This window comes from Kordiimonas sp. UBA4487, assembly GCF_002389025.1.
GTDB lineage: Bacteria > Pseudomonadota > Alphaproteobacteria > Sphingomonadales > Kordiimonadaceae > Kordiimonas > Kordiimonas lacus.
On the sequence record NZ_DGNR01000011.1, the window covers coordinates 148277 to 174862 of the forward strand.

The 26586-nt window shown below is 57.1% G+C and carries 22 protein-coding genes; 10 read left to right on the forward strand and 12 right to left on the reverse strand.

Annotated elements, in window-relative coordinates:
* The first annotated feature begins 30 nt into the window (after positions 1–30).
* Together B3Z17_RS06200 and B3Z17_RS06205 are read left to right on the forward strand one after the other, a co-directional pair.
* Complete coding sequence (locus B3Z17_RS06200) at positions 31–1728, forward strand: dipeptidyl-peptidase 3 family protein (RefSeq protein WP_286829006.1); 1698 nt, start codon at positions 31–33, stop codon at positions 1726–1728.
* 82 nt (positions 1729–1810) lie between these two features.
* Positions 1811–2581: a hypothetical protein gene (locus B3Z17_RS06205; RefSeq protein WP_286829007.1), complete on the forward strand. Its 771-nt coding sequence runs from the start codon at positions 1811–1813 to the stop codon at positions 2579–2581.
* An 18-nt stretch (positions 2582–2599) separates the two neighbouring features.
* Here the strand turns inward: B3Z17_RS06205 and B3Z17_RS06210 are convergent, their stop codons facing one another.
* From B3Z17_RS06210 to B3Z17_RS06220, 3 genes are all read right to left on the reverse strand, one after another.
* Positions 2600–4345 (reverse strand): ATP-binding protein, encoded by a 1746-nt coding sequence (locus B3Z17_RS06210; protein ID WP_286829008.1) that lies wholly within the window; start codon positions 4343–4345, stop codon positions 2600–2602.
* A complete protein-coding gene (locus B3Z17_RS06215) occupies positions 4345–5937 on the reverse strand; it encodes an HD domain-containing phosphohydrolase (RefSeq protein ID WP_286829009.1) in 1593 nt (530 codons plus the stop codon). The genes B3Z17_RS06210 and B3Z17_RS06215 overlap by 1 nt, the downstream gene beginning before the upstream one ends.
* Before the next feature lie 171 nt (positions 5938–6108).
* Positions 6109–6615 carry a PAS domain-containing protein gene (locus B3Z17_RS06220; protein ID WP_286829010.1) on the reverse strand — a complete coding sequence of 169 codons (507 nt, stop codon included), beginning with the start codon at positions 6613–6615 and terminating at the stop codon, positions 6109–6111.
* Positions 6616–6822: 207 nt separating this feature from the next.
* Between B3Z17_RS06220 and B3Z17_RS06225 the strand changes: the two genes are divergently transcribed.
* Together B3Z17_RS06225 and B3Z17_RS06230 are read left to right on the forward strand one after the other, a co-directional pair.
* Positions 6823–7809: a hypothetical protein gene (locus B3Z17_RS06225; protein WP_286829011.1), complete on the forward strand. Its 987-nt coding sequence runs from the start codon at positions 6823–6825 to the stop codon at positions 7807–7809.
* 198 nt (positions 7810–8007) lie between these two features.
* Complete coding sequence (locus tag B3Z17_RS06230; protein WP_286829012.1) at positions 8008–9588, forward strand: MFS transporter; 1581 nt, start codon at positions 8008–8010, stop codon at positions 9586–9588.
* 248 nt (positions 9589–9836) lie between these two features.
* Here the strand turns inward: B3Z17_RS06230 and B3Z17_RS06235 are convergent, their stop codons facing one another.
* The 5 genes from B3Z17_RS06235 to B3Z17_RS06255 form a co-directional block, all read right to left on the reverse strand.
* Entirely contained in the window at positions 9837–11102 is a 1266-nt protein-coding gene (locus B3Z17_RS06235; protein WP_286829013.1) for a M24 family metallopeptidase, read from the reverse strand.
* An 87-nt stretch (positions 11103–11189) separates the two neighbouring features.
* Positions 11190–12461 carry a metal-dependent hydrolase family protein gene (locus B3Z17_RS06240; RefSeq protein WP_286829014.1) on the reverse strand — a complete coding sequence of 424 codons (1272 nt, stop codon included), beginning with the start codon at positions 12459–12461 and terminating at the stop codon, positions 11190–11192.
* 168 nt (positions 12462–12629) lie between these two features.
* Positions 12630–14231 carry a tetratricopeptide repeat protein gene (locus tag B3Z17_RS06245; protein WP_286829015.1) on the reverse strand — a complete coding sequence of 534 codons (1602 nt, stop codon included), beginning with the start codon at positions 14229–14231 and terminating at the stop codon, positions 12630–12632.
* 141 nt (positions 14232–14372) lie between these two features.
* Positions 14373–14912 carry a hypothetical protein gene (locus B3Z17_RS06250; RefSeq protein ID WP_068308220.1) on the reverse strand — a complete coding sequence of 180 codons (540 nt, stop codon included), beginning with the start codon at positions 14910–14912 and terminating at the stop codon, positions 14373–14375.
* Positions 14913–14923: 11 nt separating this feature from the next.
* Entirely contained in the window at positions 14924–16654 is a 1731-nt protein-coding gene (locus B3Z17_RS06255; protein WP_068308222.1) for an OPT family oligopeptide transporter, read from the reverse strand.
* Between the two features lie 155 nt (positions 16655–16809).
* On the opposite strand from B3Z17_RS06255, the gene B3Z17_RS06260 reads away from it, so the two are divergent.
* Together B3Z17_RS06260 and B3Z17_RS06265 are read left to right on the forward strand one after the other, a co-directional pair.
* The gene (locus B3Z17_RS06260; protein ID WP_286829016.1) at positions 16810–18192 is read left to right on the forward strand and encodes an MATE family efflux transporter; all 1383 of its coding nucleotides are present in this window, start codon (positions 16810–16812) and stop codon (positions 18190–18192) included.
* A gap of 145 nt (positions 18193–18337) precedes the next feature.
* A complete protein-coding gene (locus B3Z17_RS06265) occupies positions 18338–19219 on the forward strand; it encodes a MipA/OmpV family protein (protein ID WP_286829017.1) in 882 nt (293 codons plus the stop codon).
* Between the two features lie 7 nt (positions 19220–19226).
* Here B3Z17_RS06265 and B3Z17_RS06270 read toward each other — a convergent pair whose 3' ends face one another.
* Positions 19227–19841, reverse strand: coding sequence for a nitroreductase family protein (locus B3Z17_RS06270; protein WP_349680304.1), 615 nt, complete (start codon positions 19839–19841; stop codon positions 19227–19229).
* Between the two features lie 154 nt (positions 19842–19995).
* Between B3Z17_RS06270 and B3Z17_RS06275 the strand changes: the two genes are divergently transcribed.
* The 4 genes from B3Z17_RS06275 to B3Z17_RS06290 all read left to right on the forward strand — a co-directional run bounded on the left by B3Z17_RS06275 (position 19996) and on the right by B3Z17_RS06290 (position 23257).
* Positions 19996–21750, forward strand: a complete 1755-nt coding sequence (locus B3Z17_RS06275; protein WP_286829019.1) for a serine hydrolase domain-containing protein — start codon at positions 19996–19998, stop codon at positions 21748–21750.
* Between the two features lie 147 nt (positions 21751–21897).
* Entirely contained in the window at positions 21898–22158 is a 261-nt protein-coding gene (locus B3Z17_RS06280; RefSeq protein WP_068308234.1) for a hypothetical protein, read from the forward strand.
* Positions 22159–22797, forward strand: coding sequence for a DNA-3-methyladenine glycosylase family protein (locus B3Z17_RS06285; RefSeq protein ID WP_286829020.1), 639 nt, complete (start codon positions 22159–22161; stop codon positions 22795–22797).
* Between the two features lie 16 nt (positions 22798–22813).
* Positions 22814–23257, forward strand: coding sequence for a TIGR01244 family sulfur transferase (locus B3Z17_RS06290; RefSeq protein WP_068308241.1), 444 nt, complete (start codon positions 22814–22816; stop codon positions 23255–23257).
* Between the two features lie 5 nt (positions 23258–23262).
* On the opposite strand, the gene B3Z17_RS06295 is transcribed toward B3Z17_RS06290, so the two are convergent.
* The 3 genes from B3Z17_RS06295 to B3Z17_RS06305 are packed head-to-tail and all read right to left on the reverse strand — an operon-like array spanning position 23263 to position 26503.
* Positions 23263–23796: an STM3941 family protein gene (locus B3Z17_RS06295; protein WP_068308244.1), complete on the reverse strand. Its 534-nt coding sequence runs from the start codon at positions 23794–23796 to the stop codon at positions 23263–23265.
* Positions 23797–23799: 3 nt separating this feature from the next.
* Positions 23800–24426 carry a GNAT family N-acetyltransferase gene (locus tag B3Z17_RS06300; RefSeq protein WP_286829021.1) on the reverse strand — a complete coding sequence of 209 codons (627 nt, stop codon included), beginning with the start codon at positions 24424–24426 and terminating at the stop codon, positions 23800–23802.
* Positions 24427–24451: 25 nt separating this feature from the next.
* The gene (locus tag B3Z17_RS06305) at positions 24452–26503 is read right to left on the reverse strand and encodes a S9 family peptidase (protein WP_286829022.1); all 2052 of its coding nucleotides are present in this window, start codon (positions 26501–26503) and stop codon (positions 24452–24454) included.
* Positions 26504–26586 lie beyond the last annotated feature (83 nt).

Genomic DNA, 26586 nt, shown 5'->3' on the forward strand with positions numbered 1-26586 from the left:
AAACCAAGAATATGAGAAGGGGAAAATATCATGTCTAAAACCGTGATCGGCCTGACGGCAGCGGCGCTCGCGCTTGCCAGCGGCTATTATTATATGTCCAGCCAGAGCGCGCCTGAACCTGTGGCGCAGCAAGAACAGCACGCGGCAGAGCATGCCTACGACCTCCAGGCCCAGCGCGCCAAGATCGCCAAGGTGAAGATGGATGTGGACACCAGCTTCCTGACGGATGAAGAGCGCGCGGTCGTGAACAAGCTCAATGAAGCCGCCGAGCTGATGAGCGAGATCTACCTGCGCCAGCGCAGCGAAGACAACCCGGCGATCCGTGCTGAAATCGCGGCCTCAGACGCGCCGAACAAGGATCTGCTGCTGGACATGTTCGACCTGCATTTTGGGCCGTGGGATACGGTTGCGGAAGCGCACCCCTTTTACGGCAACACCGAAATGCCCGCAGGCGCCGCCTTTTACCCGGCGGACATGACGAAAGAAGAGTTTGAAGCCTGGATCGAGGCCCACCCCGAGGACAAAGAGGCTTTCACCAGCCTCTATACCGTGATCCGCCGTGACGGCGACAAGCTGGTCGCCATTCCCTACCGCGAGCATTACCGCGAGTGGCTTGAGCCCGCGGCCAAGCTGATGCGCGAAGCGGCTGAGATCACGTCGAACCCAAGCCTGAAGAAGTTCCTGACTTTGCGCGCGAAAAGCTTCCTGACAGACGATTATTTCGAAAGCGAAATGGCCTGGATGGACCTTGCCGACACACCAATCGAAGTCGCAATCGGGCCTTATGAGGTCTATACCGATGGCCTCTTTGGCTACAAAGCCGCCTATGAAGCCTTCATTACCATCAGGAACCCGGAAGAAAGCGCGGCTCTCGCACGCTACAAGGATTACCTGCGCGATATGGAAGCCAACCTGCCGGTGGACGACAGCTACAAGAACTTCAAGCGTGGGTTCGAAAGCCCGATTGCAGCCACCTACCAGATTCATGGCGGCGGCGACAATGTGCCGGGTGTGCAGACCATTGCCTTCAACCTGCCGAACGATGAGCGCGTACGCGAAGCCAAAGGCGCGAAGAAGGTCCTGCTCAATAACGTGCTGGAAGCCAAGTTCAAGCTGATCCTGAACCCGATGGCCGAACATATCCTGGCGCCCGCAGACGCTGAAAAGCTGATGGCCAAATATATGGCCAACGAGACGCTGTTCCATGAGCTGTCCCACAGCCTGGGGCCTGGCTCCATCACCGTTGACGGCGTCGAGACCACTGTGAACGCCCAGCTGAAAGAGCTCTATAGCGCCATTGAAGAAGGCAAGGCGGACGCCATGGGCGTCTATAACATCCTCTTCATGATGGAAAAGGGCGAGCTGCCGAAAGTCGAGCGCGACAATATGCTGGCCACCTATTTTGTCGGCCTGTTCCGCGCCATGCGTTTTGGCGTCGACGAAGCCCACGGCCAGGGCGCAGCCTTCCAATATAGCCTGCTGAAGGAAGACGGCGCCTTCACCGCCGACCCGGAGACGGGCCGCTTCAGCCTGGACTATGACAAGATGGAAGCCGCGGTGACGGACATCGTTCGCCGGGTTGTGATGCTGCAGGGTGATGGTAACTACGGTGAAGCCAAAGCCTTCCTGAGCACCTACGGCAAACTGGATGAAGCCGCCAAGGCGGCGATCGCCCGCACCGCCGACATCCCAGTGGACATCCAGCCCGAGTATCCCAGCAAGATCTAGGGTCCCGGCACTGAAAACACATAAGGGGCGGCGGGAAACCATCGCCCCTTGTTTTTTACCCTGCCACCCCCATGTCATGAAAATGGGGAGCTTATCAAAAATCCGGACCTTTAATCTCACCGTGGCCATGCTTGGGACATTGCTGTTTGCCGCCGCATTCGCCTTTGTTCAGTTTCAGCCCAAAGCGTTTGAATCCATGGTGCTTTCGTTTGCGACCGAAAAGGTACAAGACCGCGTGAGCCGGTCCCCACAAGCCCATCTCGCCACAACCCTTTCTGAACGGGCATCCGCCTTTCTGTCTGAGGAGCAGCGACAAGTAGCCGCCAGTCTCAAGGCAGAAATCCCGGAATATATTGCCGCAGTGGTCGCTGCCCACTGCAAGTGTGAAACGCGGGCGGAGCTGGCATTGAAGCTGCGCGCTGGCCTAGAGGCACGACATGCCCGGCTAGCAAAAGCCATGGACAGCTTGGCGCAAGCGGCCACCAACCAGTATGATGCCGTGCAGACTGAACTTCGGCAGGATGTGCGCATATTCCTTGGGACCAATCTGGTGGTGTTCCTGCTTGCCCTTGCCGCATGCCTGTTCAGGGCACCAGCGCGCCTGCATCTGCTGCCCATCTGCAGCATCCTGATTGCAAGCGTCATACTAGGCAGCAGCTGGTATATCTTCGGCCAGGACTGGATGACCACCATCGCGTTCAATGATTATGCTGGATATGGCTATAGCGCCGGCCTTGGCATTCTTGCCGTCCTGTTGGTCGATATCCTGTTTTTCCACGCCTGCCTGACCTCGGCACTCCTGAGTGGCATCTCAGACGCTTTGGGGGCGGCCGTCAGCTTTTCACCGTGCTGAAACAGGCTGAACGGGCTGTCATGCCGTCTTCCGGTTCTCAAGCGGCAACTTGATGGTGAACCGGGTGCCGCCGCCCTCGGCATCGCCCACCTCAATGCTGCCGCCCAGTTTGTGATAGACAGTATTATAGACGATATTGAGCCCAAGGCCCGAGCCGCCGGTGCTGCGCGCAGTGGTGAAAAACGGCTCGAAAATCTTTTCGCGGATGTCTTCAGGGATGCCGCGACCATTATCCATCACCTCAATGATCACGTCCTTCTTGCCCGCCTGTGCGGTGACCTTGATCTGTTTGTCGTCAAAGTCTGGCCGGTCTGAAAAGCCGTGCAGGGCGGCGTTCATGATAAGGTTGGTCAGGATATGCGACAGGTCCCCGGGCACGGTTTTCATCATCAGCTTGCCACCAGCTTCGGCTTCGACCTTCACGCCTTTTTTTCTCAGCGTCGGCACCAGGCTGTCGACAATCTCGTTGATATAGTCCCCCACATCAATCTCGCGCGTGTCGTCGGCTGATTGGTCCACCGCCACCATCTTGAAGCTGCGCACCAGATGGGCCGCGCGCTCCAGGTTCCGGCACACAACGGTGGTGCCCTCGTCCGCTGTTTCCATGAAATTGGTCAGGTCTGATTTCTTGATCCGCCCGGTATCCACCATGCGCTTGAAGCCTTCGAGCACCTCAGCCATGTGCGTGATGCTGGTCAGCGCCACGCCAAGCGGCGTATTGATTTCATGCGCGACACCAGCCACCAAGCCACCAAGCGACGCCATCTTTTCAGACCGCACCAGTTCCTCCTGCGCCAGCTTCAGGGTTTCCATGGCCTCTTCAAGGTCACGGGTCCGCTTCTTTACCTTCATCTCCAGCATTTCATTGAAACCGCGCAGGCCCTCTTCGGCCACACGCCTGTCGTGGGCCTCCAGCATCCTGAGGATCAGGTCACACAGGTAGGATACGAAAGCGATTTCGCTTTGGCGCCATTCACGCTCATAGGTTTCCTCGGCCGCTGCAATCGCGCCGACGACACGAGGGCCACGCATGATGGGCACAATGAGGATGGATTTGATGTCCTGTTCGCGCCCGTCGCCTGAGCGCACACCCTTGAGGAAATCCACCGCCTTGACGTTAGGCACACAGATGGGCTCACCGGCTGCCAGCATCTCAAACAGCGCCGGGTTGACCTCCTTGTCCAGCCGCTCCAGCTCCATATGTTCGCCCGTGGGCGACCAGTATGATTCCTGCGGATACAGCGACGTGCGGTCCACATTCATCAGCCACACATCCGTGCGTGTGGCCATCAATGCCTTGCCGGCGACCTCGGTCATGATCAGATAGGCACGTTCCTTGGTGCCGTCATAGATGGCTTCCTCATTCGCCAGCTCAGACAGCGCCCGTTCCATCCGGGCGATGCTGTCCAGGCTGCGTTTCTTCTCGGACAGGTCCCGGATCAGCGTCAGGGTGCTGCCATCCGGTAGCGCCAGGTCATCGAGCGCACAATAGCGGCCTTTGCCAAACTCGAAGATGCCGTCCTCTGCGCTCAAATCCGATATTTCATCCAGCCTGTTAAGCGCCTCAACGGCTGCAGGCTCATACGTCCGCAGGATATCCCGCACTTCTTCACGGGTTTTGCCGATCATGTCGTTATGGATGAAGCCGGGAAACAGCTCGCCGATCCGCTCGTTGAAGGACACCAACCGGCCATCGGGGCCATAGACGATATAGCCCACGGGTGACGCGCTCAGCTCACCTTCGTACGGGTCCTTGGGCAGCATCAGTCGCCCTCATCAACCGGCAGCGTATCCCGGTAGCGATCATATATCGTCCGGATTTCCGGCAGCTTCTTGAAGAAGACGTCAATGAGTTCCGGCTGGAAATGCTTGCCGCGCTCCTCGCGCAACAGGGCATGCACCTCGTCTTCGGGCCAGGGCTTCTTGTAGCAGCGCTCTGACACCAGCGCGTCATATACATCCGCCAAGGCAGTGATGCGCCCAACCAACGAAATCTCGTTGCCCTTCAGGCCGTTGGGATAGCCACTGCCGTCCCATTTTTCGTGGTGCTCATAGGCCAGCGACGCCGCCACCTGCAACAGCGCGCGATCAGAATGCTTGAGTATGTCATACCCGAGCTGGGCATGGGTACGCATGATATCAAACTCTTCCGGCGTCAGCTTGCCGGGCTTGTTGAGGATGGCGTCCGGGATGCCGATCTTGCCAATATCATGAAGCGGGGATGCCAGCCGGAAGGTTTCGGCCTCATGTTCGTCCATGCCCATCTCAACACCCAGAAGCTTCGATAGTTCCGCGACCCGCTTCACATGGTTACCGGTTTCCTTCGACCGGGTCTCAACCGCCTGCGCCAGGCGGTAGACCACCTCGCGCTGGGTATCGATCAGCGCGTTCCGCAGGTAAAGGTTCTCAACGGCAATCAGCACATTGCGGACGAAAATCTGAATCAGGTGGGTATCGATAACCGCCGGGCGGCCCTCGCCAACCAGATAAAGGATGCTGGCCCGGCCCGAATTGCCCACCACCATGCCGATGTAGGAGCCGTCGACCCAGAAGCCATATTCGCCGCGCCCGCGTTCGCGGTGTTCCTCAATGGCTGCGGCCACACGGCTGGGGAAATGGTCCCATGCCGACTTGCCTACATTGCCTGCGAACCGGCCCGTGCCGGCGACCAGAGTCATTTCCTTGCGGTCGTGGGTCGCGGCGGCTGCGTCCTCAAGGGAGAAGGCCACATCGCGCCCACCCGCCACCAGGGATGACACCTGCTTCAACACACCGCTGGCGAAATTGTCCAGGAACTGTTCCTTGAACATTTCGGCGGACGAATCGATCACCCGCACCAAACCACGGCGGCTGGCTTCAATGATATTGATGTCGCGGTAGCTTCTCAGCGTGGCATAGATCAGCGTAAACAGCTTGGTCGACGAAAGATCTGTCTTTTCCTTATAGTCATTGATGTCGTAGCGCACGATGACGTCGCGTTCGGGCGCCTGGCCCGGTTGGCCGGTCCTGAGCACGATCCGCACCATGGAATTGCCCAGTTCATTCCGGATGAAATCCACCAGATTGAGACCAGCGTCGTCGCTTTCCATCACCACATCCAGAAGGATGATGGCGATATCATTTTCCTCTTCCAGGATTTTACGGGCAGCAGCGCCCGACATGGCTTCCAGGAACTGGAGCGACATACCGTCAAACTGGAAGCCCTTGAGCGCAAGTTTGGTTGCCACATGGACATCCGGCTCATCATCGACAATCAGGATTTTCCAGGCATGCTGATCGACGGACGGGGCATCGCCTTCATCGTCCTCAATCAACAGGTCGTCGTCATCTTCTATAACCAAAAAGTCATCGTCCACGCGGTGTCTCCGCCTTTGATGTTGATGAGGCGGGAAGACTTCGCTCCCCTGCCACCTTTCCCCCTGGTATTTCTCCCTGAACGACTCCTGACATTTTCAGGCCATGCAATGTTTGCACAAACCATTTTATGATCGGTTAATCATAACACAACCATAGCGCAACTTCAGCGCCTAGCATGCAAAGGCCCGGCGAACCGCGACATGCAGGAACAACCGGTCGATATCCCTGTTGTTTTCGGACAGCGGCACATACATCACCGATACCCGAAGATAATTTTTTTCCTCAGACAGGGTGTAGGCCTGCACCAGCACCGGTTTACGGCGTTCAAGGCAGAAGGCCGCGCTTTTGAAAATGCGGTCTGCAACTTCACTGGACGGATGGATGAATATGCTTTTGCCCGTCATCTCGCCATAGAAATTCACCACATTGGTGCCCATTAGGCGCACCTTGACATCCTCAAGCACGCCGGCCGGGTCAAACTCGGGCGTCATGATGCAGACGTCAGGCAGGATATCCCTCAGTTGGCCGGGCTCAATATCCGCCCGGCAGGCCAGCCGCTTGCCGCCGGTCCTTTCCTCGAAATAGGCCAGAACGCGCTCAACTTCGGGACGCTCAGCCCGATAGCTCTCCGCCTCTTCCAGCGAAAAACCAGGCAGGTTTTCCCGCGTCCGGCCCATGGTCCCGGCATCTTCTTCAAAAGACGAAATAAGCTGCCTCCTTTACATATCGCACCAGCATACAGGGCGACCGTCACCCAATGGTTAATTTTAGCACGAACCACGCTCAGACCGAGTTGCAACAGTGCCTTCTTGCTGTATAAGTGTGCCAAAGACGAAATTAGAGAATCTACATTCAGGGAGTGCCGGCCGTGCCCGCGAACGATCATGAAAAAACTTTTGCTTGCAGCGACGTTGCTGCTCATCGGTGGGTTGCTGCCGGCCACTGCACAAGAAGAAGAACCCGCGTCCATTGAGATGCCACTGAGCATCGAGATGGAAAAACCCATCACGATGGATGTCACCTATAAAATGGAACGGGGTCCGGTAAGCCTAACCGCCCGTGAAACCATGACGCTGACTCCGCTTCGCACAGAGGGTGAACAAGTCATCTATCGCTACAAGTCGCTGGATTCAGAGTTTCTGGACCTGCAGGGCATGCCGCCCCTGTTCAGCAATGTCCTCGTGCAGATAACGGATGCTGCGCAAGGCATTACATACGAATATGCCGCAGACAACACCGGCTACCCACTGGAACTGACGGAAACAAAAAACATCCGGAAAGTGATCAAACAGGCACGCAAGAGCCTGAAGAAATGGGCCAAGTCATTCGCTAAGGAAAACGGCCTGAATAAACAACAACAGGCGCAGGTGGTGGCCGTCACAGAACAGTCGCTGCTGGAGGCATTCCCGGAAGAAGATGAGGCCCTGGCAACCGCTGTGCTGGAGCAAGGCCAGATGGTTTTCTACGGCACTGGCCGGTCGCTCTATCTCGATTATTACACCGAGTTCAACACCACGCGGTATTTCGCCCCAGGCCAGGCCACATTCCACACCATCGATAGCTGGCAGGTTGTGAGCTATGACGAGGAAAAAGGTGAAGCCGTTATCCGCTTCGACCAATATCTGAACGACGAAGAGTTCAAAGGATTTCTCGAGCGCCTGAAACCGGTCCTGATGGAACAAAATGGCCCCGCGCAGGAAGCGGCCGTCGACGCACTGGTTGAGAAATATCGCCTGCTGCAACTGAACCGGCAGGGTGAATATGTGATCGACCTCGTAACCGGCCTGCCCATGTCCGGCACTATCCGGTCGGAAGAAATTTTCGATGGCAACACCGAGGTTGAAACCATCGAATTCACCACCAAATACTAAAATATCTTTCGGGGGCGGCGCATCCGCCCCCTACCCCTTCCGCTCTCCTTTTATCGCACAAAATCAGCTTTTTACCGGATTGGCGTTGACCCACGCACATGTCTGCGCCCTAATGCGCCGCAGTTTCGAGTATGGCACGCAGCTTGGGAGGCTGCCAAAACAACAGAAAAGTGCCCAACAAGATAAAAGGGGAAAGAAATGTCCGAGGGAGATAAGGACCTCACAACGACGACCGTGAAGGACGTCAAACAGCTTGGCACCTTCGCCGCCATCGGCAGCCTGTCCTATGTGTTTTGGATTTGCGGCGGCATGGAAATGGTCGAACGACTGGCCTTCTACGGCATCTACATGACACGCGGTCTCTATGCACGAGCCCCCGTCTCGGAGGGTGGCCTGGGCCTGGATGGTGGCGATATCGGCATCATCTTCAGCATTTGGGCCCTGGTTCAATCCTGGGTTCCCGTCTTTACCGGCGGAATTTCAGACCGCCTCGGATACAAAGAAAGCATCTTTGCATCCACGGTTTTAAAAATCGTAGGGTATCTCTTCATGGCTTGGTTTGCCAGTTTCTGGGGGTTCCTGGCAGGCGCCGTGGTCCTGGCCTTTGGCACAGGGATCTTCAAACCTGGTATCCAGGGCACCATCGCCATGGTAACCAGCCGGAAGAATAGCTCAGTCGCCTGGGGCATCTTTTATCAGACCGTGAATATCGGCGGCTTCCTTGGGCCAATCGTTGCAGGCATGATGCGCCAGATGTCCTGGGACAATGTGTTTTATGCGTGTGCCGCCATCATCTCCCTCAACTTCATCCTGCTGCTTACATACAAGGAGGTAGGCAAGGACGAACGTCTGGAACGCAAGGCCAGGATAGCAAGTGGTGAAGAAGTTCAAGTGCCACTATGGAAAGACGCCCTTAAAGAGCTGTCCAATCCTTTGCTAATTCGCTACATGGTACTGTTCACCGGTTTCTGGTTCATGCTCTATATTTATTGGGATTTGGTGCCGCTGTATTTCGATGACTGGGTCGATACCCGCACCATCGTGAGCACCCTGTGGGGCAATGACCAACCATCGACTTTCGCCATCCGCTTCTGGGTAATGGACGATGCAGGCACCCACATCCTGCCTGAGGGCCTGAACAATCTGAATGCCCTCATGATCATGACTATTTGTTTCCTGGTTACTGGGTTTAGCGCGCGCCTAAAAGCCGTTAACTCAATGGCCATTGGTACGTTCCTGGCGGCTTTTGCTATCATCATCTTCGGCTACACCAACCTTGCTTGGATCATGATTGGTGCCATTATGATCTTCTCGCTTGGTGAAATGCTCTCCAGTCCTAAATTTCTGGAATACATGGGCAACATTGCCCCGGACGGGAAGAAAGCCATGTACCTGGGCTTTTCCCAACTGCCTCTTGGCATTGGCTGGACGCTGGAAGGCTACATCGGGCAGAAGTTCTATGGCGAGTATGCGGCAAAGGATGCCATATCACGGCTGGAGCTAGCGGACCTGGGTTGGACACAAGCAGCCATTGATGCTGTCCCCAACGGGGAAGCCTTCAAAACACTGCTGACAACCTCCAGCCTGGATGCTCACCAGTTGACGCAACAGCTTTATGCCAACCATGAGATCGGCACATTATTCTATGCCATGGCCAGCGTTGGCATGATCGCCGCATTAGGGCTCTATTTCTTTGGCAAATGGACTTACAAATATGCTGCGGAAACCAATCCAGAGACAATTGAAGAGCCTCTGACAGAAGTTAAGCCCGCCGAATAGGGCTGACCGAATAAAGCACAAAAGCCGCGGTATCTGCCGCGGCTTTTTCTTTGCCCTTCACCTGGTAGGAGCAATAAAAAAGGGGACGTGCCACCCCCATCAATGGCACGCCCCACAATAGTTCGCCGATCACCAATCGACTAAGTGTCAAGATGCCCGTTTGCTTGGTAACTGGCTACCTAGAAAAAATTTAGGTGCACATTTGGGCCTAAATAAGGTTGCATTGCTACCGGCGTGAGGCAGGCATATCAGCCCATGCGGCCGATGGGCTTGTCCAGGCTTTCAGGCGGCACGGTAAACCAGGCCGGGCCAGCATCCGTCATATGGATGCAGTCCTCAAGCCGGACGCCGAATTCCCCAAAAATATAAAGACCGGGTTCATTGGAGAAACACATGCCGGGCGCCAGCTTTGTGGTTTCGCCGTGGACGAAATTCACGCTCTCGTGCCCGTCCATGCCGATGCCGTGGCCCGTGCGGTGGCTGAGGCCTGGTGTCTTGTACCCGGGGCCATAGCCAAGGCCTTCATACATCTTGCGGACCGCATCATCCACCGCGCCCGCGGGCGTGCCGACTTGCGCGGTCTCGAATGCGATCTGCTGGCCGCGTCGCACCGTATTCCAGACCTCACGCTGCCGCTTTGTCGGCTCCCCGAACACAAAGGTGCGGGAGATATCGCTTTGGTAGCCATGGACCTGACAGCCGCAGTCCATCAGCACGATGTCGCCTTCCTTGAGCCTCTGCGGCTGGCCCGAACCATGCGGGTAGGCGCTGGCTTCCGCCAGGAGCGCCATGCCCCAGATACCCTGCCCGCCAAGGCTTGCCTGCGCCTTGCGCATCATGGCGGTGATGTCCGCCGGCGTCATGCCCACCTCCAGCTTGTCCCACACTTGGCTGTAGGCCGTCAGCGTCACTTCATTGGCCTTGCGCATCAGCGCAATTTCATGCGCCGATTTATACATGCGGCAGCCCAGCGTGACATCCAGTGCCGATGTGATCTCGAACCCCGGCGCTGCTTTCTTGAGGCCCTCAACAATGAAATAACGCACGGTATCTTCAAGGCCGATCTTGCCGCCCTTGAGGCCGCGATCCTTGAGGATGCCAGCCACGCGCTCGAACGGGTTTTCATGTTCGTTCCAGGTGCGCACGTCACTGCCGAAGGTCATGCTTTCGCGCACGCTGGGTTCTTCAAAGAAAGGTGTCACGACGGCGATTTCACCTTCCCGCGGGATCACCACGGCGGTCAGCCGTTCGCTGCGCCACCAGCTGATGCCAGTGAAATACAGCATCGCCGACCCGGGCTCCAGGAGGATGGCGTCGATACCGTGCTCGGCCATCAGCCGTTGGGCCTTGGCGACGCGCGCCTTGCGCTCATCCACCCCGATGGGTGTCACGTCGCCGGTGATTGGCTGCAAGCTGTCGCTCGCCCGCAGGCTGCTGGTGGCCGTGCCCGCCAGAAGGGCCGCGCCGCCCGCAGCTGCACCCAGTTTGAAAAAGTCGCGTTTTGAAAGTGTCATGTCTGTCCCCGCTTTGGTCCTTATTGGAATGGATTGGGCCCGAGGATGCATCCTCGGGCCCTGTCTCCGCAATACGATTTTATCGGCTCAAGGTTTTTTATAAGTAACGCCGCCCTTCATCACAAAAGTCACGCGTTCGGTGACGCTGATGTCTTCCAGCGGATTACCGGACACAGCCACCAGGTCTGCCAGATGACCCTCGCGGATGGCGCCCAGGTCGGTCTCGCGCTTCAGCAGCGTGGCTGAATTGATGGTGGCCGCCTGCAGCGCCTGCAGCGGCGTCATGCCAAACTGTACCATGCGCGAAAACTGTTTGGCATTGTCACCATGTGGATAGATTGCGGCGTCAGAACCAAACACCATCTTCACACCACCCTTCACCGCCTTGGTGAAGCTTTCCCGCTGGCGCTTGGATACCTGGCGTTCCTTATTGAGGTTTTCCTCCGGCACACCGTTCTGCTCGCCGTAGGTCAGCGTATATTCGGTGTTATAGATATCCATCGAAAAATAAGTGCCGAACTGTTTGGCCAGCGCCACGCCCTCGTCATCCAGGAAGCTGACATGCTCAACCGAATCCACACCCGCCACAATCGCGGCCTTGATGCCGTCGGTGCCGTGCGCATGGGCCGCCACGGTAATTTCGCGCCGGTGCGCTTCATCCACAATCGCCTTCATTTCCTCAAGGCTATATTGCTGGATGCCCACTTTGGTGCCTTTGGAAAACACACCGCCCGTGGCGCAGAACTTGATGGCGTTGGCACCGTATTTGATATTTTCACGCACCTTTTCACGCGCGGCCCACGGGCCGTCTGCCACACCGTCTGACTTGGCGCGCGCCTCTGGCGCCATGAAGTTATTGTCGCAGTGACCGCCGGTGATCCCAAGCGCGTTCCCAACCGCATAAATGCGCGGGCCGATGATATCGCCACCATTGATGCCGTCGCGCACACCGATCACGCTATAGCCGCTGGCGCCCACATCGCGCACCGTGGTGAAACCGGCCATCAGGGTTTTCCTGGCATTCTTCACCGCCACCACAGTCTGGCGTGGGACCGAATAGCTCATACTTTCAAAAAATGGCGTCTCCGGCCCGCCCGACAGGTGCACATGCATGTCCATAAAACCAGGCAGCAGCGTCTGGCCATCAAGATTGATGACCCGTGCGTCTTCCGGCACTTCAAGCTGGCCCTGCCGGCCGATGGCCACGATGCGGTCCTCCCGGATCACAATCGCGGGCTTTTCCACCCGCTTGCCATCAATCACGTCGATCATGGCGTCGGCTGTCAGATAGATGTCCTGGGCTGATACCCCGAAAGGCACCATCAGGATGGTCATGAGGGCCAGTAAAAGTGTGCGCATGTTTGTCCTCCCCGGCATGTCTGCGGTTGTGCTTGTTTCTGGCGAGGGAGCGTAAGCGGTGAAAGCGCCTTTGTCCACGCGCCACACCGGATGAAACGAGCAATAGGAGAACACAAATTCGTGTAATGGTGGGCCGCTATTGCGCTGGCACTCGGAAGCGGACGCCAGCTACTCGGTAGTCGGCGAGCCGTTGTCAGCGGAAGCTTTCTCCAGTGCCCGATCGATGCGGCCCAGCATCTGCTCTGCCCGTTTTGCTGTACGCTCGCTCGCACTCCAGTTGGCAATGTTATTCAGAAGCGGGCGTGCTTCGTCATAACGCCCATTCAAGAAAAGCGCGCGTGCATAAAGGTATCGCGCCCGGTCATTTTGCGGCACGAGCTTGATAAAGGACCGCAGTGCCTTGATGCCGCTTTCCGAAGCATTCGCACCTTCATAAAGCGAAGCAATACCAAACCGCAGATAGGCCTCGCTGTCCAATCGGTCTTTACGAGCCACCTGAAAAGCCAGCTTCTTTGCCTCATGGATGACCGCGGCATCTGCTTCAAAGGCCACCGTGTCAGGGTCGAAGTTTTCCTCGTCATCGCCACCTTGTGCAGCCTTCACAAGCTCCCATTTTCTCGTTCCTTCTCGAGACATCAGAAGCTCGGACTTCAGCAGCAGGGCATCCCTGTGATCAGGTGCCTGGGCAAGTGCCTGATCGATAATCGCTTCTGCTTCATCATATTCCTGCTCATTGATGGCAACTTTGGCCTGGTAAAGTCGTGCTTCAAAGGCCGTTGCAGGATCTTTGGCTTGCTTCTTCAGGAACCGCTTCAACCAGGGACTGGCTTCATAGTCTTCCAGAAAGTCCATGCGTAGCCGCATCTTCATTTTCTCCACCTCGACGGCATCAAGCTTTCGGTGATCCCATGTGGGCACATAGTCGATGTTGGAGAAATCCAGCTGCAGAACGGGAAATTTCTTTTCACTCCAATAGTCGCGCGCGGCGAGGCCGAATTCCTCCTCTGTCATACCGAAGTGCTCAAGAAAAGCGGCTTTCTGGTCCATGCCGCCATTGATCGCTATTAGATAATCGTCTAGCGCTTCCATCATTGCCGGTGTCGACCGGATTTTGTGAGTGTAAAGCCATGCCTGGGCATAAAAGGCGCCAACATGGAACCCGGCTCGGTCCGTGTTCTCAAAACGGGCGTTGGCGGCAAACAGAAGACCAGACGGCATCCATTGGTACCTGAGCCACCAGAAACGCTGGAGAGGCGGATTGCCGATCTGCGCAGTGGTGCCGTTAATTGTGAATGTCGAGAGATACTCTGCGAACCCCTCCTGATACCATTTGGGAAAGTTGATCGCTCCAAACTCATGCAGGAAATGGTGCGCATACTCGTGGAACAGGGTATTACGTCCGTCTTCTTTATAGACGCCTTTCTTGTCCTCTACTTCGGCAATAGTCACCGCCCCCCGCGGGGTTACCCAGTAAACACCGGCGAAGCTCGGCCTGTAGCCCAGAAGTTCCTTGTAATCGCGGTATTTGGGGATCAAATAGACTGTCAGCGGCAATGGCGACCCAGCTCCGTTGGTGCCAGTCAGAACAGATAGATAATAGCGATAATACTCGAGGTCGCGCAGAATACTTTCTGCCCGCTCGGCCTCAACCATGCTGTAGACCTGAAAATGTTCGGACCGGTAATAGTGCCACTCATCGTCCGCCTCAACACGAGAAGCGCAGCCGGACACCGCTGTAACTGCGGTCAGAATTAGAAGCCAAAAACGCATAGTACCCCCACAAATATCAATAGCTAGTGTAAAATATACATATATGCCTTTGGTTTAAAGGTCAAAGATCACCCTACCTCCACAAAAGAAAACCGGCGACCCTGAGGCCGCCGGTTTGATGTTCTTGAGTTCAAAGCGGAATCAGGCGGCAGCCTTGACCGCCTTGTCGAACTCTTCTTTCGCGTGATGGAACTGGTCCAGCGACTTGTCCACATACATCAGCACCTCGTCCACATAGCCGTCCGTGGAGGCCGACCAGACACGGTTGATATAGCGTTCACCCGCCGCAAAGCTGGACATGATGTCAGCATAAGCCTGCAGGCCGAAGATATGCTTCATGCTGTCGCGGGCATCCGCAAAACGGTTCAGGTCATCCCTGAACAGGCGGTCGATCTCGAACCGCATGTCATAGGTTGGAACCTTGTCCTTGCGACCATGGAGCTCTTCCAGGTTCTTGAGAATATTCTCAAGCGCCCCCTTCAGTTCACCACGGTGATGCTCAAGCTTTTCTGAGCACCTGGCTTCCGCCGCTTCAGCGCGCTTCAGCATCACAACGCCCACAACCCCAACCAGCATCACCGGCACAAAGGTCATCCAGTCCAGCGTGAGCTTGTCCAGAGACGTCAGGAATGCACCCGCAAGGAAAGAAAGCATGACAAGAAGGTAAGCAACTGTTTTCATCTCTTCTCTCCTTATGCTGCAAAGATCATGTAGGCGGCGTACCCGACACCGACAAGCGCTTCACCAACGATCAGGCCGGCGGCAACAGGGATACCCTTGTTGTCAGACCAGCTGTGACCCTTCTTGCGGTCGGAAATTTCCCGAAGAAGCGTCCCGATCGAGTAGGTCAGAACCACATTGAACGGCAGATAGAAACCAAGCCCCACGGTGATACCAAGGCCGGTTTGAACCGCCGACAGAAGGGCACCAAGAATAGCACCGGCGATATATTTCTCGGTCGGAACATTGCCGCCTGTGATGCCTTCCACCATGGACGCCAGTGCCTGGCCTTGCGGCGCCGGCAGCTGATCGGAGCCAAGGCCCCAGGCTTCATGAAGCAGGAAGATCAGGCCAATGATCACAATCGGGCCAAGCCACGCGCCAAAGAACTGACCCATCTGCTGCATACGCGGCGTGGCTCCCACAAGGTAGCCTGTCTTCATATCCAGCATCAGGTCGGTTGCCTGGCTCATGGCGACACAGGTTGCAGCGCCCACGGTGATCGCGGCAACGATCGCCTGCGTGGTTTCCATGCCACCAAAGCTTTGGGTGATCACGATCAGAAGTGTGACGGCAATCAAGGTCATGCCGGAAAGCGGCGACCAGTTGGTCCGACCGATGGCTTCCGACAGGATGATCCCTGCCATCCAGATCCAGACCGTGCCAAGCACACCCATCATCAGACCCCGCACGATGCCGACTTCCTCAGCTGAGGTAATCGCCATGATGGTCAAGAGGATGGCCGCACCGGCGATGCCTGCATAGAGAAGCTTGATCGGCATCTCGTCGCGGCTCATGGCGCTGTCCACCTTAGCGGACGATTGCATGGATGAGATCGCCGAACGGATCAGCGGGAATGCGAACATCACCCCGATCACCGCACCACCGATCAGCATGCCGATACCGGTTGGCCGGAACAGGCCGAGACGAAGCTCGCTCGGGTTAGAGACATCAACGCCGGCAACAGGCATGTCAAACCAGTTCAACAGCGGCGCCAGCACGAAATAACAGACATAGCCGCCAATGATGAAGGCCACACCGCCGCGACCGGCGATATAGCCGACACCGATGGTCATCAGTGACACATAGAAGGTGCCGTTGAAGTAGCCCGGCAGGCCAAGCTGATCGAACAGAGGCCAGTTCTCAAACCCGGTAGATAAGCTGATCACGTGAACAGCCCCGGAAACCAGCATGGCGATAAGAAGCAGCTTTGCTTTCTCAATGCCCGCGCCTGGTGATTTGAGGATCGTGGCTACAGCCACACCGCCTGGATAGGTCAGGCGCTCGAAATCAATCATCTGCTTCCGAAGCGGAATGATGAACGCAATGCCGAGGAATGCACCGGCAATGGCACCGAATGTCAGCACATAGGGGTTAAATTCTGTGCCGTAGCCCAGAATGAAGATAGCCGGAACCGAGAACATCATACCCGATGATGCGCCGTTCACGGCACTTGCCACGGTTTGGGCAACGTTGTTTTCAATGATGGACCGCCTGCGCAAAATGCCGCGCAGGATACCGAAGCCAAGGATGGCCGCCAGTTCAGATCCCTCGATGGAAAAACCTAGCTTGAGTGCTGCGAAGCCTATTGAAAGCGCAATGATAACGCCCAGAAAATAGCCCACCAGCACTGCTTGTGGTGTAAGCTCAGGGTATGCGCCGCGTGTAATCGGCCCCTGGCTCACTGCAGTTTCTTGTGACACCTTTAACTCTCCCCCTCAGGTATTTCCCCTGAGATATTCACTTATTTTTTATAAGTTCTGCGCCTTCAATTGCTTGCCAGCCGCGCAAAACCAGCATAGCAGTAGCACAACAAGGGCGCTCAGGCGACCCAAACAATACTGTACAGCGAACCGATATGTCCGAAAATGGCACTATAAATAGCCAGGGGGTGAACCCCCAATGGCTGCTCGAGCGTCTGAAGCGTCACTTCAGCGAACTGGCGCGGCTTGCCTTGCCTGCGGTGATGATGCGCATCGGCATCTTCGGGCTGGCGATGGTGGATACTGCCATGGTCGGCCACTATGCTACCGAACACCTGGCCTGGCTGAACCTGGCCAACCAGTCGGTCATCATGTTTGCGCTTGTGGTGGGCCTTGGGCTTCTGGGCGGAATCACTGTTTACACCGCCAATGCCATCGGCGCGGACGACAAGCGCGAAGCAGGCCGGGTGTGGCGTAGGAACGTGCCTTTCACTATTGCTGTCGGCATCGGCATCATGCTGGCGGTGTGGCCCGCGGAAACCTGGCTGACACTTCTGGGGCAACCGGAAGTGAAAGCGCAGGAGGGCGGAAAGCTGATCCGCATCCTGGCGCTGGGCCTGCCGGCCCATATGCTGTTCGTCTGCTGCACCATGTTTCTCGAGGGCATCAAGCGCGCCGAGGTTGGCTTTTATGTGATGGTGGGCGCAAACCTTGTGAATGTGGCGCTCAACTATGCGCTGATCTTTGGGCATTTCGGCATGCCTGAATTGGGCGCGGAAGGGTCAGCCTGGGCCTCCACCGGCGTCCGCATTTTTATGGCCATCGCTGCCCTTGGCTATGTCTGGTTCGCCCCCAGCGTGCGCGGTTACGGCTTGCGCAAACCGCACGGCCAGAAATGGCACGAATGGCGCGATCAGCGCCATATGGGTTATGCTTCTGCCGTCTCCCTGGCCGCGGAAGTGCTGGCGTTTGGCGCGCTGGCCATCTTTGCGGGTTGGCTTGGTACTGTGCCGCTCGCGGCACACGGTGTGGTGTTCCAGGTGGTGGGTGTACCGCTGATGATGTCCATCGGCATCGGCGTCGCATCCAGCGTACGCGTTGGCATCGCCTTCTCCCGCGCTGACAAGGCTGACGCAGCACTCGCGGGCCTTTCCGGCATTCTGCTGAACTTCCTCCTGACGGGCGCTTTTGCCGTTGGCATTTATTTCTTTATCGAACCGCTGCTGGACATCTTCACGGACGATCAGCGCATCATCGCGCTATTGGTGCCGCCGGTGGTGATCTATGCCATCGCCATGATTTTTGATGCCAGCCAGATGGTCGCGTCCATGATTTTGCGCGGCTATCGGGAAACCTGGTGGCCCACCTATCTGCAAGGTTTTGCCTTTATCATCGTCATGCTGCCAGCCTGTTACATCATGGCTTTCCCCGTAGGGCACGGTTGGGCCGGACTGATGGAAGGCATGTGCATGGGTGTGATCACCAGCTGGATTTTGCAGATGGCGCGCTTCTATCATCTGGCGCGCACCCGCATCTAGCGGGCGTCAATTCGTCGAAAAAACCTAAAAAATTTTCAGGTTCCGTTTGCCATACTTTTACCCTTTTATGGCTTCCTAATAAGAGTCAGGCGGGGTTTCAGCATCAATCCGGGGAGATCTGACCGAGACGGAGGAAAGATAGACTATGTCACAGTGGCACCCGTGCCAGATACGTAAGTTCATGCTGCCAGCAACTCTGCTGACGGCTGTTTTTTGCCAGACAAATACAGCCCATGCATCCTCTCAGGGCCTGAACCTTGCAGACCGGTTCAACAATGCGATCGAAGCCGTGCAGGAGGGCATCGACCTGATCTGGCCTGGCGACCTGGACAGCGAACAGATGAATGCCCGCATGGGCATCGGTTTCGGCTGGATTCCCGATTATGTCGGGTCAGACAATTACCGGTTCCGTGCTGTGCCAATCCTGGATGTCCGCTACAAGGAAATCTGGCGCCTGAACGGCAGCAAGCTGACCTACACCGCTTTCAAAACAGATAAGCTGGAGATCGGACCTCTGCTGAACCTGCATTTCGGGCGCAAGGAAAGCGCAAACAAGGCGCTTACCGGCCTTGGGGATATCGGGACCACTTTTGACGTCGGCGTCTTTGCCCGGTTCAAGCGCGAAAGCCTTTTGATTGACGCAGACATCCGGCGCGGACTGAGCGCCGGCCAGGGCACGACTATTCGGCTGACCGCCGGGCACGGCATATACCAGAATGGCGATTTCGCCGCCGGACTTGGCGTCCGCCTGCGCTATATGTCCAAAAAGGGCATGCAGACCAATTTCGGCATCACCCGCGAGCAGGCTGAAAATTCGGTCTATGACACCTTCCAGGCATCTGCCGGTCTATCCGAAGTGTCGGCAAACCTGATCGGCGCCTACCGCTTGACTGAAAAAGCGCGCCTCATGGGGCTGATCTCCGTCGGTCATCTGCTGGGGGACGCGGCAGACAGCCCGATTGTTGCAGACGGCACCGGATCGCCCTTACAGGCCATCGCCGGCGTCGGGCTGACATTCCAGTTCTAGCGACAACTCAGATCCAGCTTGAGATTTCCTCAAGGCTTTTCTTGTCTATGTCCGGCACCTTGACGCCCTCTGCAGGATAGCCGCACACCACCAGCATGGTCGGGCGTTCGTTTTTCGGGCGACCGCAGATCTCATTGAGGAACCCCATGGGGGATGGCGTATGCGTGAGGGTCGCAAGCCCGGCATTGTGAAGGGCCGCAATCAGGAAGCCTGCCGCCAGCCCTGCACTTTCATGGACATAGTAATTATTGGTGCGCTCGCCGGTCTGCGCGTCGATGCCGTAATTTTCGCGGAACACGGCAATCAGATAGGGGGCTGTCTCCAGGAAGGGTTTGCTGGCATCCGTGCCGAAAGGCTCAAGGTCCTCCAGCCACTCATCCGTCGCGCGCCCGCCATAAAACTCACGTTCTTCGGCTTCAGCCGCTTCGCGCAGCTTTTTCTTGGCCGCCGAGTCGGCGATCACCGCGAAATGCCAGGGCTGTTTGTTGGCGCCCGATGGCGCGCGCCCGGCAGTGCGAATGGCGTTCTCGATCACTTCGCGCGGCACAGGCGTGCTGGCAAAATCCCGCACCGTGCGCCGCTTTTTCATCATCTCAAGGAACGCTTTTGAGCGCTCAAGCATTTCCTCGCCCGTGCGGGCTTCAAAGCCCTCAAGCGGGATGAATTTTTCCCCAGTTGCCACGCCTGCTGCTCCTTCTGATGCATCGGTGGTAATCCCCTCAAACTCGTGCTTAAATCACCCTGACGGAAATATCCAGCGAACTGCGTGGGGGTTTATGCGCTTTTCCCGTTTCATCATGTGGCTGAGCCTGATGCTCATGGCGGCGCCCGCTTTTGGACAGGCGGTTGTGCTCAGGCCCGACGACGTGTTGCCGCGCCTCAAGGAAGCTGCGCCTGAGGCTTTCTATATCAACGGCCATGACGTGCACGGCATGACGGATGAGATGGCCGAAGCCTATTACCCGCTGGGGGACAGTGCAAAATATGTGCTCGCCCTCGTCACGCTGCGGCTGGCAGACAAGGGCGTAATCAGCCTTGATGAGCCGGTCGCCAAAGCCATGCCGAACCTGATGGATTTCAATCCCTTCGAGGTCGCGATCACGCCTGCGCATCTGCTGGCGGAAACCGGCGGGTTTGCAAGGCCCGTCGCGGGCATGAATGAGGCGCCTCTCAACTATTACCTGATCAAGTCGCGGGGTGCAGGGCAGATTTCACTGCATGACCCCATCGGTTGGCGGTTGCTACTGGCCTTCCTTGAAAAGCGTACAGGCCAGTCTGTTGTCGATCTGCTCACCCAGGAACTTCTACGGCCGCTTGGCCTGTCGGAAGAGGCTTTAATGCCTGTAGAGACCAGATATCCCGATGTGACCGCCACACCATTATCGGCCGCGGTTTTGCGCGGGGATGCCGTTATAGCGTTGGCCCGGTTGCTGCTTGTCAATGAAGACGCGTCAGGCGCACCGTTCCTGACATCGGAAAACCACGCCCGCCTGATATCAGACCCCTTATGGCAGATGCACCCGCTTGGGTTTGACGTTATGGCAGGGTCACGACGCTACCGGTCTGGGTCGCATGAATGGGTCCAGCTTGGGCACTGCAGGCCGGGTGTTTCAGTCGTGGCCTTCCCTGCATCGGGCATTGCCTATGTCGATCCGGAGGCCACGCCTTTTCCCAGCACCCAAAGCCAAAGCTGCGCGGGCAAGCTGTTTCGCGAACGGGCACTCTCGAACGCGACTGCCAACATTCCCCCGACATGGACCCGGCAGGAGGCAATTGCAGCTGCGGATAAATTGCTCGAACCGGAACAATTGGGCGGGCGCTATCAATGCGCCAACATATCGGCCTGGGTAAAAGACCGGGTGGACGGATCCGAGACCTGCACACTGACAACCCGCATGATTGATGGCGAGACCTTGACCGCGACGATCGTTTGGCCGCCGCGCGCGGACTTTGTGGCGGGACCGCCTTTGTCTCGGCGCTATCAATGGGAAGCGCCATACGCCTACCGTGGCAGCCTTGCCGAACCGCCGCTGATCTTCAGCCCCTACAAGGCCGGCGGCTATGCCTATATCGGCGATGTGGCCTACGTAAAGGTGGGTATGCTTGGCTATATCCGACCAATCGCGGGCAACTATATCCCGTTGATGATCATCATCCTCTTGACCGGGGCATTGCATATCCGCAGCAAAACATCCGTGCAGTGGCGCCGCTATGGTTGGTTCTGCCTCACCGGCGCGGCGCTCGTCGGGTTCGGGCTGTATGCCGACTGGCACTGGTGGCCGACGGTTCTCTATCAGCTTCAGATGCCGTGGCTGATCGTGCTGTGGCGTACGGGGCTCAACGTCGGGCTGATGCTGATGCTGGCCCTGCCCATGCTGTCGACGACCTTCATCAGGCAGCAGAATATGCCCGAGCGCGGCTTTGCGCTGCTGTTCGCCGGGCCGCACCTGGGGCTGATATCGCTGGCCGCCATCGGCCTGTTTTTGACCACCATCATCTGGGGCGTGGCTGGCACCTTCACAGCCTATTGATTTATGAAGGCTGCCCCTATATGGTCCCGCTCATGACACAAACAGGTGCGTATAAACGAATGTGGCGAATGATCCGCCCGGTTTCCAAGGGAAGCCGGGTCTCTGTCGTTCGATCCAACCACAATTTGTTTATGGGAGTCGCGCACCATGACTGCGCCGTTTGAAATAGCCAATCGCTTTGAAGTCCTCACCTGGAGGCAACCCCACGCGTTAAGTAACGTGTTATCCCACTTTTCCACCAGCCAAAGCCAACCTTCCCGCGTCAGCACTGTCGCGCACAAGGACGGGACACTTTCGGTCACCATTGTCGTCAAGGCATTGGCCGAAACCGACGCCCGTGCTATCCAGACAGACCTGAAGGAAGACAAGCAGGTGCTTCGCGCCATGCTCGAGCATTTTGTGGGATAGATGACCGACTTCATTTTGACGGAAAGCGAGATCAGGCGCCGACTTGATCTTTTGGCTAAGGACTGCCCCCATGTGGCGGCAGCGGTCAAGCTTGTGGGCTACCCCGCCGAGCGGCGCGGCACACAGGGCTTCCAGACCTTCATGCAGGTAATTGTCGGCCAGCAGCTTTCGGTGAAGGCCGCCGCCACCATCCGCGGCCGGGTTGAGGCGCTGGTGGGTGATCCAGCCAACCCGGACAGCTACGATAAGGTGACCGACGAACAGCTTCGGGGTGCGGGCCTGTCATGGCAGAAGATTTCCTATGCCCGGTCACTTGTGGAAACAGTACGCGACGGCACGCTGGATGTGGACGCGCTGCCACATATGTCGGACGACGACGCGATTGCGGCCATCACGGCGGTGAAGGGCTTGGGGGTCTGGAGCGCGCATATGTATCTGATGTTCTCGCTGGGGCGGCCCGACATCTGGCCGGTGGGCGACCTGGCGGTGCGCGTGGGTGCAGGCCGGATCGTGGGGCATGCGGAGCGCCCGACCGAGAAAGAGGCTCTGACAATCGGCGAACGTTGGAAACCACACCGCAGCGCCATTGCGCTTCTGGCCTGGCATTACTATTCTAACGCTCCCGCCATTGGTGATTAAGTTTCAGGAGACAGACATGAGCGACTTCAAAAAAGTGACAGACACGGTTTCTGTCTCCCCCCAAATTGGCAAGGCTGACATCGACGCCGCGAAGGACGCGGGCTTCAAGCTGATCATCAACAACCGTCCAGACGGCGAAGAAGGCGGCCAGCCCAAAAATGATGACCTGGCGGCCTACGCGGCGGACAAGGGCCTGAAGTGGGCCACCATTCCGGTGGTCGGCGGTCAACTGACGTTCGAATCGATCGAAATGATGGCGATGGCGCTGAAGGACGCGGACGGCCCGGTGCTGGCTTATTGCCGCTCAGGCACCCGGTCCTGCACGCTATGGTCTTTGGCACAGGCGCTGACAGGTGCGATGGAAACACCGGACATTCTCGCCCACGCCGCCAAGGCAGGCTATGACGTCTCAGGCATGGCCCCCACGCTTGATCACCTCAAGCAACTGCATCACGGCTAGACTGGTTACGCTTTGCGCCAGCAGCCGTCTGGGCCGCAGTCAACATTCGGAACCGCCCGCCGGAACGCGCCACATGCCGCTTCAATGATTTCCTCGTGAGGTTCTGAATAGTGGCTCGTTGCAACTTGCACCTGACCGAAACCAAGCCTGCTATTTAGGTTAGTCAGAGTGCGTTTAAGCCAAAGGCGCTGTCCATTTGGCAGAGCGTCTTCTTCAAGCTCAAAGCAAGCGAATTTCTGACGGTTGGTTTCGCTGGTGTACACACCTTTGACTTTCGTCCATGGCACGAACTCGGCCCAAGCCTTTGCATGAAATCCCTGGGAATTGATTTCCAATTGGTCAATGCCATTTGCAAGAACATATACTCCACGGATAGTGCATAGAGCGAAAAAGCTGCCGCCAAGAATTATGAAAGCCTTAAGGCCCCAATGTCCATTGGTTGCCTCAAACCACCACCAAATATAGCCGCATACAAGCCCAATGCCCAACAAAACTATGGCAAATTGGCGCACCTTCGAAGCCTTGAAAGTAATATCCATTGCCTATCCTTCAACTGGGATTGTTTCTGGCTGCTTGTGAATGAAGCGCACGGTTTCTTCGTAAATCTCGGCACCCGGACCATATAGTTCCCATACGTCATCGCCGTCGATCACGGCGTCCTGCCGGTGCTCCAGCCCTAGCTTCCTGAGCACATTGCGGCTGGGCTCATTGCCCCGAAGCACGTATGCGAACAGGTCATGGTCTGGAAAGCCCATGGTTTTGCGCGCGGCTTCAATTGCCGCTCGGCCCGCCTCCGTGGCCAGCCCCATGCCCCAATATTCTTCCCGGAACCAATAGCCCACTTCAACGAACCGACCATCAGGCGTGGGGCGCATCAACACCCAGCCAAGGGCCGTTTCGTCCGTACCATGCTGAGAGCTTTTCCAAGTCACCGCATAGAAGAATTTGAAGCGCCCTTCCTTCAGACCCTTGAGAAAAGCCTGCTTTTCCTCGGCCTCATCAGTGCCTGCCGGGCGCGGAATGAAACGCATCACATTGGGGTTTGAGAGCATCAGCCACATGGCGTGTGCGTCGCCTTCCTCAAACAGCCTCAGCCGTAAGCGCTCCGTCTCAACCGGCGTCGGATCAAGCGCCAGAACTTCCCGATCATACGTGCCATCCAGTGCCATAAATATTTCCCAACCAATCGTTCGGTTAAATAAGATCAAATGCCATCAGAAGGAAGGTATATTCCTCCGCCACCTCGCGGTAACGTTCAAACCGGCCTGACTTGCCGCCGTGCCCCGCCCCCATGTTGATCTTCATCATGAGGAGGTTATCGTCGGTTTTGGTGGCGCGCAGTTTGGCGGTCCATTTGGCGGGCTCCCAATAGGTCACGCGCGGGTCATTGAGGCCGCCTGTTACCAGCATGGGCGGATAGTCCTTGGCCTCAATATTGCTGTAGGGGCAATAGCTTTTGATGGTTTCAAACGCCGCCTTGTCCTTGATCGGGTTGCCCCATTCTGGCCATTCGATCGGCGTCAGCGGCAGGTCAGCGTCCAGCATGGTGTTGAGCACATCCACAAACGGCACATGCAGCACCACGCCCTTGAATAATTCAGGCGCCTGATTGACCACCGCGCCCATCAGCTCGCCCCCCGCGCTGCCGCCCGATATGCTGATGCCGCCTTTGGATGCATAGCCTTCACTTTCCAGATGTCGCGCCACATCGACAAAGTCATTGAAGGTGTTGGTGCGTTTCTCGAGTTTGCCGTCCTCGTACCAGCCGTACCCCAGTTCGTCCCCGCCCCGAATGTGCGCGATGGCGTAGGCGAACCCGCGATCCAGCAGGCTCAGGCGCGTAGCGGAAAAGCTGGGGCTCATGCCAAGGCCGTAGGCACCGTAGCCATACAGATGGACAGGCGCGCCCTTCTTCCAGTCTTTCCCATAGACAAGGCTGACAGGCACCTCGACGCCATCGCGGGCTTTGACCATCAGGCGTTCGGACGCGTACCCCGTTTTGTCATAGCCCGACGGGATTTCCTGCTCTTTCCTGAGCGTCATCTTGTCGGTACCCAAGTCATAATCGAACACGCTTGGCGGTGTCACGAGGCTCGAGTACCCCAGCCGCACATGCTTCTGGCTGAACTCCGCATTCGTGCCCAGCCCCACTTCATAAACAGGTTCCGGCATATCGATATGACGGCTGGTACCGTCCGGGAACAGCAGGCGGATCTGGTCGAGCCCGTCCAGCTTTTCCTCGACCGCCAGAAAGCCTTCGAACGCCTGCATGCCGGTAAGGTAAAGGGACGCACTGCCATCCAGGATTGGTGTCCAGTCAGCGGGCGCATTCACCGGTGCCTTATAGATGCTGAAGTTTTTCTGGCTCCGGTTCGAGCGGATATAGAAATGCCCGGCGCCGTCATGATCGACTGTATAGTCGTGGCCCGTCTCCCGCGCGCGAACAAGCGCCGGACCAGCAGACGCATCATCAAGCGGCACCACCAGATTTTCGGCGGTCACATGGTCAGCGCTTCTGATCACCAGATGCGACCGGCTGCTGGTGCGGCGGATATGGACGAAGAAGCTGGTATCGCTTTCTTCATAGACCTTGCGGGCCTCACCCCCCAGCGTGTGGAAATTCACCAGATAGGGCCGCCATTCCTTGGAGACCTTCACATAGTAAAAGCCGCTGCTGTCCAAAGCCCAGACAATCTCGCCTGAGGTTTCGACAATCTCATCGGCCAGCATGTCGCCGGTCTTTAGGTCGCGGACGCGGGCGGTGAAGCGTTCAGACCCGTTGGTGTCGCTGGAGTAAGCCAGATAGCGCCCGCAGGGGCTGACGGCCATGCCGCCCAGCTTGAAAAACTCATGCCCTTCGGCCTCAAGGTTTTCGTCCAAGAGCACGTCCCAGTCCGAAGCGCCTTTTGGCCGGCGGTACCAGGCACGATATTCAGCCCCCTTGGCAAAAGCCCAGCGATACTCATGATCGCCATCCGCCCACGGCACGCTTTCGTCGTCTTCCTTGATGCGGCCCTTGATTTCCTCGAAAAGCGCGTCGGTCAGATCTGCCTGATCTTTCATTACGGATTCGAAATAATCATTTTCCTGCCTCAGATACCCAAGGATTTCTTCGTCCGTTACTTCAGGGTAGCCCGGGTCCTTCAGCCAGAAGTATGGGTCCTCAAACGTGATGCCATGATGGCTGGCCTGATAGGGCTTTGTCGTGGCCTTTGGCGGCGCGAGGGACGCGGGGGCTTTGAGCATGGTGTGATCCTGACTCTACAAAGGTGTTTTTCCATAGGTAGGACGGGCAACAGACGCTGTAAAGCCCTTCGCGCAGGCAAGCC